Source organism: Kitasatospora sp. NPDC057518, assembly GCF_042802075.1.
Classification (GTDB): Bacteria; Actinomycetota; Actinomycetes; order Streptomycetales; family Streptomycetaceae; genus Kitasatospora.
Map to the genome: position 1 here is coordinate 1 of NZ_JBHVEU010000354.1, position 9,213 is coordinate 9,213.

6 protein-coding genes are annotated in these 9,213 nt (G+C 72.8%); 1 reads left to right on the top strand and 5 read right to left on the bottom strand.

Translation table 11 applies throughout. The features are described from left to right. Positions 1-42: 42 nt before the first annotated feature. Positions 43-1,971, bottom strand: coding sequence for a TIGR03960 family B12-binding radical SAM protein (locus ACFU7Z_RS29140; RefSeq protein ID WP_375877181.1), 1,929 nt, complete (start codon positions 1,969-1,971; stop codon positions 43-45). A 555-nt stretch (positions 1,972-2,526) separates the two neighbouring features. On the opposite strand from ACFU7Z_RS29140, the gene ACFU7Z_RS29145 reads away from it, so the two are divergent. After that, positions 2,527-3,831 carry a M14 family zinc carboxypeptidase gene (locus ACFU7Z_RS29145; RefSeq protein WP_117487759.1) on the top strand — a complete coding sequence of 435 codons (1,305 nt, stop codon included), beginning with the start codon at positions 2,527-2,529 and terminating at the stop codon, positions 3,829-3,831. A gap of 99 nt (positions 3,832-3,930) precedes the next feature. Here the strand turns inward: ACFU7Z_RS29145 and rodA are convergent, their stop codons facing one another. From rodA to mreC, 4 genes are all read right to left on the bottom strand, one after another. Next, positions 3,931-5,130 carry a rod shape-determining protein RodA gene (gene rodA, locus ACFU7Z_RS29150; protein WP_049658703.1) on the bottom strand — a complete coding sequence of 400 codons (1,200 nt, stop codon included), beginning with the start codon at positions 5,128-5,130 and terminating at the stop codon, positions 3,931-3,933. Then, positions 5,127-7,442, bottom strand: a complete 2,316-nt coding sequence (gene mrdA / locus ACFU7Z_RS29155; RefSeq protein ID WP_049658705.1) for a penicillin-binding protein 2 — start codon at positions 7,440-7,442, stop codon at positions 5,127-5,129. Before mrdA ends, rodA begins: the two co-directional genes overlap by 4 nt. Before the next feature lie 101 nt (positions 7,443-7,543). Then, positions 7,544-8,182 (bottom strand): rod shape-determining protein MreD, encoded by a 639-nt coding sequence (mreD, locus tag ACFU7Z_RS29160; protein WP_049658707.1) that lies wholly within the window; start codon positions 8,180-8,182, stop codon positions 7,544-7,546. A 3-nt stretch (positions 8,183-8,185) separates the two neighbouring features. After that, a complete protein-coding gene (mreC, locus tag ACFU7Z_RS29165) occupies positions 8,186-9,157 on the bottom strand; it encodes a rod shape-determining protein MreC (RefSeq protein WP_074000688.1) in 972 nt (323 codons plus the stop codon). Positions 9,158-9,213: the final 56 nt, after the last annotated feature.

Genomic DNA, 9,213 nt, shown 5'->3' on the forward strand with positions numbered 1-9,213 from the left:
CCGTGCTGGATACATCCAGCACGGGGCGCCGAGGCTGTACGACTACTTGTTGACGACCGTCAGGGGGAGCATCTTCTTGCCGGTGGGGCCGATCTGGATCTGGGTGTCCATCTGGGGGCACACGCCGCAGTCGAAGCACGGGGTCCAGCGGCAGTCGTCGACCTCGACCTCCTCCAGGGCGTCCTGCCAGTCCTCCCAGAGCCAGTCCTTGTCGAGGCCGCTGTCCAGGTGGTCCCAGGGCAGCACCTCCTCGTAGGTGCGCTCGCGGGTGGTGTACCAGTCGACGTCGACGCCGGTGCCGGCCAGGCCCTTCTCGGCGCAGGCCATCCAGCGGTCGTAGGAGAAGTACTCGCGCCAGCCGTCGAAGCGGCCGCCGTCCTCGTAGACCTCGCGGATGATCGCGCCGACCCGGCGGTCGCCGCGGGAGAGCAGGCCCTCGACGATGCCCGGCTTGCCGTCGTGGTAGCGGTAGCCGATGTTCTTGCCGTACTTGCGGTCGCCGCGGATGGAGTCGCGCAGCTTGGCCAGGCGGGCGTCGGTGGCCTCGGCGGACAGCTGCGGGGCCCACTGGAACGGGGTGTGCGGCTTGGGCACGAACCCGCCGATGGAGACGGTGCAGCGGATGTCGTTCTGGCCGGTGACCTCGCGGCCCTTCTGGATGACGTTCTTCGCCATCTCGCCGATCTGGAGCACGTCCTCGTCGGTCTCGGTGGGCAGGCCGCACATGAAGTACAGCTTCACCTGGCGCCAGCCGTTGCCGTACGCGGTGGCGACGGTGCGGATCAGGTCCTCCTCCGACACCATCTTGTTGATGACCTTGCGCATGCGCTCGCTGCCGCCCTCGGGGGCGAAGGTGAGGCCCGAGCGGCGCCCGTTGCGGGACAGCTCGTTGGCGAGGTCGATGTTGAAGGCGTCGACGCGGGTGGACGGCAGCGACAGGCCGATCTTGTCCTCGGTGTAGCGGTCCGCGAGGCCCTTGGCGATGTCGCCGATCTCGGTGTGGTCGGCGCTGGACAGCGACAGCAGGCCGACCTCCTCGAAGCCGGTCGCCTTGAGCCCGCGCTCCACCATCTCGCCGATGCCGGTGATGCTTCGCTCCCGCACGGGGCGCGTGATCATGCCGGCCTGGCAGAAGCGGCAGCCGCGGGTGCAGCCGCGGAAGATCTCCACGGACATCCGCTCGTGCACCGTCTCGGCGAGCGGGACCAGCGGCTGCTTCGGGTACGGCCACTCGTCGAGGTCCATCACGGTGTGCTTGGACACCCGCCACGGCACGCCGGGGGCGTTCGGCACGACGCGGCCGATCCGGCCGTCGGCCAGGTACTCCACGTCGTAGAACTTGGGGACGTAGACCCCGCCGGTGCGGGCCAGGCGCAGCAGCAGCTCGTCCCGGCCGCCCGGGCGGCCCTCGGCCTTCCAGGCGCGGATGATCTCCGTGATGTCGAGGACGGCCTGCTCGCCGTCGCCGACCACGGCGCAGTCGATGAAGTCCGCGATCGGCTCCGGGTTGAAGGCCGCGTGGCCGCCGGCCAGGACGATCGGGTCGTCGATGGTGCGGTCCTTGGCCTCCAGCGGGATGCCGGCCAGGTCGAGCGCGGTCAGCATGTTCGTGTAGCCGAGCTCGGTGGAGAACGACAGGCCGAACACGTCGAAGGCCTTCACCGGGCGGTGGGCGTCCACGGTGAACTGCGGGACGTCGTGCTCGCGCATCAGCGCCTCGAGGTCCGGCCAGACGCTGTAGGTGCGCTCGGCGAGCACACCCTCACGCTCGTTCAGCACCTCGTAGAGGATCATGACGCCCTGGTTGGGCAGCCCGACCTCGTAGGCGTCGGGGTACATCAGCGCCCAGCGGACGTCGCAGGCGTCCCAGTCCTTGACGGTCGAGTTCAGCTCGCCGCCGACGTACTGGATCGGCTTCTGGACGTGCGGGAGGAGGGCCTCCAGGCGTGGGAAGACCGATTCGACAGTCATGTACTAGGAACCCTTACGACGTGATTCGGTGCCGCGAGTCGGCACGGGAGGGGTGACCCTCAAGGGTAGCCCAATCCGGGGAACGGGCCGTCTGCCCCGGTTCACGGGCCCTCCGCGCTCCGGCGCGACCCCGGACGGCCGGTCTCCGCCCGCACCCGCCGGTGTCCACCGGTGCCCACCGGTGGCCTCCCGTGCCCGCTGGTGCCCGCCCCGGCACGCGCGGTGGGCGCCCGCCGGCCGGTCCCGTCCGCCGTTGACACGCCCGGACGGCCCGTGCGGTACTGACAGGGCTCCGCCAAAGACATCTGCACCCCTTCCGGACAAGGAAGTTGAGTCGTACGCTCGGCCCTCGTCGGTTTTCCGGCCGGCACGCCTCTCCCTCCCCACGGGCCGCCCACGGACGGCCCCGTCCGTCCCCGCACGGCCGCCGTTCCCGGCCCGCGGTGCCACGCCCAGCCCCGTCCCCCTCCCCCGTCCCCCCGCCCGCACGCCGTGCCCGGCGGCGCACCCGCACGCCCGCGCCCCGGCGGCCGTACGACCGGCGCAAGGAGAACCATGACCGATACCGGTCGGCGGATCCGCCCGCTCCGGACCCTCGACACCCGGCCGGCCCGCTACCCGACGCCGGCCCAGGCCGAGTCCGCCGCACGGCGGCTCGCCCTGCGGCACCCGGACCGCTGCCGGCTGCGCGAGGTGGGCCGCTCCCGGGCCGGCCGCCCGCTGCTGCTGCTCTCCGTGGACCGCGGCCCGCGGGCCGTCCTGGTGGTCGGCGGCCCGCACCCCAACGAACCGATCGGCACCGCCGGGACCGTCCGGCTCGCCGAGGTGCTGCTCGACCGCCCCGCCCGCCCCGGACTCTCCTGGCACCTGCTGCTCTGCCTCGACCCCGACGGCGCCGCGCTCAACGCCGGCTGGCTGGACGGCCCGCTCACCATGCGGCGCCACTACGAGCACTTCTTCCGCCCCTCCTTCGAGGAGCAGCCCGAGCTGCTGCCCGCCCCCGGCTCCGGCCGCCCGCCGATGCCGGAGAGCCTGGCGCTGACCGGACTGATCGACGAACTGCGCCCGTTCCTCCAGTGCTCGCTGCACGGGGTGGACTTCGGCGGCGCGTTCGCCCAGCTCACCCGCCCCGTCCCGGGCCTGGCCGGGCGCTTCGCCCGCTCCGCGCAGCGGGCCGGCGTGCCGCTCGACGTGGACTCCTACGACGCGATCGGCTGGGCCAGCCCGGACCCGGGCACCTACCTGATGCCGTCTCCGGGCACCGGCGGCTCCCGGGCCCTGCCGGACGAGCCCGAGCTGTCCACCTGGTCGTACGCGGCCCGGTACGGCGCGGTCTCCGCGGTGCTGGAGGTCCCGATGTGGGCCGTCGACGCGGTCGGCGACGCCCACCGCCACCCGGCCGGCCCCCAGGCCCTCGCGGCCGCCGCCCGCGACCTCACCGCACGTGCCGCGGACCTCACCGCCCTGCTCCCGACGGTCCGCGCGCACCGGCCCGGGGCGCCCGGCCACGAGGCGTACGGCCCGCTGCTGCGCACCGCCGAGTCCAGCCTGGCGGTCGCCCCGCGGGTGGCCGAGGAGTGGCTGGAGCGCTGGGGCGCCGAACCGCTCACCGCCTCCCGGGTGACCACCGCCGGACTGGTCGCCGCCCGCGTACCGCTGCGGGTCGCGTCGATCCTGCTGCGGCTGCTCGCCGACACCCGCGGCCCCGGCGTCGAGGCCGCCCGCGACCGCGCCCGCACCGTCGTCGCCGACAGCCTCGACCGGCTGCGCCACCGCTTCGGCACCCGCTGGGTGCCCGTCCAGGAGCAACTCGCCCACCAGACCCGCGCCGTCCTCACCACCGCCGACTGCCTGCTCTGAAACCCACCCCGGCCCCGGACACGACAGCGCCCCGGACACGACAGCGGGGCCGGCCCGGGACGTCCCGGACCGGCCCCGCCACCGCACGGCGCGGCGCGCTCAGGCCGCTATCGGCCGCTGGCTCCGCACCGCCTGGAGCAGCCCGATGGCGATCCAGTTGGCGAACATCGACGAGCCGCCGTACGAGACGAACGGCAGCGGGATGCCCGCGACCGGCATGATGCCCAGGCACATCCCTATGTTCTCGAAGGCCTGGAAGGCCATCCAGGCGATGACCCCGGCCGCCACGATCGTCCCGTACAGGTCGGTCGCCTGCCGGGCGATCCGGCAGGCCCGCCAGAGGATCACGCCGACCAGCGCGATGATCGCCAACGCCCCGACGAAGCCCAGCTCCTCGCCGGCCACGGTGAACACGAAGTCGGTCTGCTGCTCCGGCACGAACTGCCCGACGGTCTGGGTGCCGTGGAACAGCCCCTTGCCGGTCAGTCCGCCCGAGCCGATCGCGATCCGGGCCTGCGCGGTGTTGTAGCCGACGCCGTTCGGGTCCAGCTGCGGGTTGGCGAAGGCGGCGAAGCGGTCGATCTGGTACTGGCTCAGCAGCCCGAACTTCCAGATCGCCACGCATCCGGCGGTGCCCGCCACCAGCAGGCCGAGCACCCAGCGGTTCGCCGCGCCGGAGCCGAGCAGGATGCCCAGCACGATGGCGGCCATCACCATCACCGAGCCGGCGTCCGGCATCAACAGCACTATGCACATCGGCACCCCGGCCCAGAGCAGGCCCCGGAACACCGCCCGGTGCGAGGGGAACTCCCGCTCCCCCGCGTCCACCTGGTCCGACAGCACGACGGCCATCGCCAGCACGATCGCGAGCTTCGCGAACTCGGCCGGCTGGATCGAGAAGCCGCCGCCGAGCTGGATCCACGAGTGCGCGCCGTTGATGGTCGAGCCGAGCGGGCTGAGCGTCGCCAGCAGCAGGACGAGCACGCCGACGTACAGGAACGGCACGATCGTGCGGAAGCGCCGGCTCCCTATAGCTATCACCACGGAGCACAGCACCAGCCCGACCACGAAGTTGGTCAGGTGCCGGTACAGGAAGTACTGCGGGTCCCCGTGGGTCAGCGAGTCGCGCCCGCGGGTGGCCGACCAGACCAGCAGCGAGCTGCCGGCCGAGAGGGCGAGGGCGGCCACCAGCAGTATCCAGTCCAGCCGCCAGAGCGGGGAGTCCTTGGACAGCGCCTTGGAGACCCCGCGGCGCTGCGGGGCCAGCCGCAGCTGCCGGTACGAGCCGTAGGAGGTCATGCCCGTCCCCTTCCCGGTCCGCGCGTGGGTTCGAGCGCGGCGTCGGCCGCGGTGTACGACGCCGGACGGTCGGCCGGCGGCGTCCGGTCGAGGAAGGCCGTCGCCGGGGCCGGCTGCGCCGTGGCCGTGTCGAGCAGCGCCGGAGCGGCGGCGACGGCCTGGGCCTGGAGGCCCGGGGCCTGGGCGCCCTGCGCCGCGTCGGCGCCGTACGAGACCGGCTTGATGATCGCGGTGCCGTCCGGGTTGAACTTCGGCAGCTCGGCCTGCGGCGCGGGCAGCAGCGCCTTGCCGCTGTCGATGCCGCCCTTGTCGTCCACGCCGTACAGCGCCTGGTAGATCCGGCGGATGGCGTCGCCGGAGCCGCCGGAGCCGGTGCCGCCCTGGCTTATCGTCATGACGACCGCGTAGTCCTTGCTGTACGTGGTCAGCCAGGAGGTGGTCTGCTTGCCCTCGACCTCGGCGGTGCCGGTCTTGGCGTGCAGCGTGATCTTGTCCTGCGGCCAGCCGTTGAACTTCCAGGCGGCGGTACCGCTCTTGATGACGCTCTCGGTGGCCTGGTTGATGTAGCTGAGCAGCTTCTCGTCGCCGGGGAACTTGGCGTCCTCGTGCGGGGCGATCTCGCGGACGAGGTCCCCGCCCGGGCTTATCACGGCCTTGGCGATGGTCGGCCGGTAGAAGGTGCCGCCGTTGGCGAGCGCCGAGTAGATCCGGGCCATCTGGACCGGGGTGACGAGGGTGTCGCCCTGGCCGATCGCGAAGTTGACGGCGTCACCGGCGCGCATCTGGTAGCCGTCGACGCAGTTCTCCCGGGCGATCTGGTCGGAGTAGCTGTTGCCGCCCTTCTGCCCCTGGGCGCACCAGGCGTCCTTGTTGTTGTCGTAGAAGGACTGCTTCCACTGCCGGTCCGGCACCCGGCCGGTGACCTCGGACGGCAGGTCGATGCCGGTCTTGGCGCCGAGGCCGAACTCGTGGGCGGTCTTGAAGAACCAGTCGCCCGGGTCCTTCTTCGGCTTGATGCCGCCGTCCTTCATCCACTGGTCGTACGCCAGGCCGTAGAAGACGGTGTCGCAGGAGACCTCCAGCGCCTTCTCCAGGGAGATCTGGCCGAAGTTCTCGCTCTCGAAGTTCTTGAACTCGCGGCCGCCGATGGTCATGCTCTTCGGGCAGTCGTAGCGGCCGTCCAGCGAGTAGCCGGCCTGCACGGCGGCGGTGGTGGAGATGACCTTGAAGGTCGAGCCGGGGGCGGACTGACCCTGTATGGCCCGGTTCAGCAGCGGGAAGTTGGAGTCCTTGCTGGTCAGCGACTGGTAGTCCTTGCCGCTGATGCCGCCCACCCAGAGGTTCGGGTCGTAGGTCGGGGCGCTCGCCATCGCGACGATCCGCCCGGTGTGCACGTCCATCACCACGGCGGCGCCGGAGTCGGCCTCGTAGTTGCGGTTGGTGATCTTGTCGAAGGTGTTCCGGGCGTCGTTCATGGCCTGCGCCAGGTTGTCCTCGACCACCTTCTGCACCCGGGCGTCGATGCTGGTGACCAGGTTGTCGCCGGTCTGCGGGGCGACGGTGCCGGCGTTGCCGATCACCCGGCCGAGGTTGTCGACCTCCAGCTTGGTGATGCCCGCGGTGCCGCGCAGGTCGCGGTCGTACACCGACTCCAGGCCGGCCCGCCCGATCTGGTCGGCCGGCAGGTAGCGGTCCAGGCCGCTCTTGCCGGCGGTCTTGCTGACCTCCTCGTCGGTGACCGGCGAGAGGTAGCCGAGCACCTGGGCCATGTTGGCGCCCTCGGCGCCGGTGTAGCGGCGTACGGCGGTGGGCTGCGCGGTGATCCCGGGGAAGTCCTCGCGGCGCTCCATTATCTGCATCGCCTGCTGGGTGGTCGCCTCCTTGGTGACCGGGATCGGCTGGTACGGCGAACCGTTCCAGCAGGGCTGCGGGGTCTTGGCGTCGCAGAGCCGGACCTTCTCCTGCACGTCCTTGGCCGGCATCCCCAGCACCTCGGCCAGCCGGGACAGCACCGCCTTGCCGCCGTCCTTCTGCTGGAGCAGCGAGGTGCGGCTGACCGAGACCACCAGCCGGGTCTCGTTGCCGGCCAGCACCCGCCCGGAGGCGTCCAGGATCTCGCCGCGGACGGCCGGCTCGACCACCTCGCGGATGTGGTTGCCGGTCGCCTTGGCGGTGTACTCCTTGGCGTTGCGGATCTGCAGGTACCACAGCCGTCCGCCGAGGGTGGCGAGCAGCGACAGCACCAGGATCTGCAGCACCACCAGACGGATCGTCACCCGTCGGGTGCGGCCGGTCTCGGGGATGTTGCTCACGTCTCGTGCGCTCCAGGATGCGGGGAGGTCGGGTGGTCGGGGCCGGAGGGCCGGGCGGCCGGGGCCGGGGCCGGAGGGCCGGGGCCGGGCGGCCGGTCCGGTTACGGGCGGCGGGCGAAGCCCGGCACGCGCCGCTTCTTGTACGACGGGCCCGTCGAGGTGTCGCGGGTGGTGCGGTAGCGGGCCAGCGTGCCCAGGCCGGAGCCGCCCTCGTCGTCGTCCGCGGCGGCCACCGGGTCGCGGCCGAAGCGGCGGCCGAGGTACATCACCAGCGGCACCACGAAGGGGGCCAGCAGCAGGTCGTAGAGCAGGGCGCTGATGACCAGTCCGCCGAGGCCGACGTGCCGGGCCGCGGTGTCGCCGACCAGGGCGCCGACCATCGCGTAGAGCAGGGTGGAGGCGACCGCCGCGGCGCCCACCACGACCAGCGAGCCGGCCACGGAGCGCTGGCGGCCGTGGTCCGGGCGCAGCAGCCCGGCGGCGTAGCCCATCAGGCAGAGCACCAGCGCGTAGCGGCCGATGGCGTGGTCGGAGGGCGGCGCGAGGTCGGCCAGCAGGCCCCCCGCGAAGCCGACCAGGCAGCCGCCGGTGGGCCCGTAGACCATGGCCAGGCCGACCACGACGAGCAGCAGTATGTCCGGGGTGGCTCCCGGGAGCTGGAGCCGGCCGAACACGCTGACCTGGAGGATCAGGCCGAACAGGACGAGGCCGGCGGAGACGGGGATGCGGGCGAGGCGCATGGCTCAGTTCCCCCCAGTGGGCTTGGCGGGCGGGGCGGCGGGCGCGGAGGCCGGGACCTGGCCGGGCACGGAGGCCGGGACCTGGCCCGGCGCGGCGGCCGGCTGGCCCGCGGCGGGCGCCGGCGGCAGGACGGCGTCGCGCGGGTCGGCGCGCGGCGGCACGACCACCACGCCGACCAGGTCCAGCCGGGTGAACTGGACGAAGGGCTCGACCAGGACGGTCTTGGTCAGCTGGCCGGCGTTGGCCTGGACCTCGACGACCTTGCCGACCGGGACGCCGGGCACGAACGGGCGGCCGCTCTGCGAGCCGAAGGTGACCAGCCGGTCGCCAGCCTTGACCTGGGCCTTGCCGTTGAGCAGGGAGACCTTCATCGGGCTGTCGCCGCCGCCGGAGGCGAAGCCGATCTCGCCGGTGCCCTCCAGCCGGGTGCCGGCCGAGAAGCCGGGGTCGGAGGCGAGCAGCACGGTGGCGGTGGTGGGCGCGACGGTGGTGATCCGGCCGACCAGGCCCTGACCGTTGATCACCGTCATGTCGCGGGTGAGGCCGTCGTCGCTGCCGGCGTCGATGGTGATGGTCCAGGAGAAGCCCTGGGCCGGGCCGATCGCGATGACCTGGGCGGCCTTGACGGTGTAGCCGCCGGCGCCGGCGGTGCGCAGCAGGTCGTCCAGCTGCTTGGTGCGCCCGGTGGCCATGTCGGAGGAGGCGAGCTTCTGCCGGAGTTCGGTGTTCTCGCGGGCGAGCTGGTCGGTGCGGCCGCTGTCGGTGGCCGCGTCGCGGAAGGCGCGGACGGTGTCGGCGACCGGGTCGACGACGGTGGCGGCTCCGCGCTCGACCGGTCCGAGGACGCTGGCGGCGGCGTGCCGGGCGGGCCCGAGCGGGGAGTCCTCACCGCCCTTGATGTCCACGGTGATCAGCGCGAAGGCGACGGCCACCAGCAGGATCAGCAGCAGCCGGCTCTCTCGTGTGTCCCTCACGGTGCTGGTACTGCCCCTTCGTACCTGGCCGCCGCCCGGGGCTGTGGGGCCCGGGC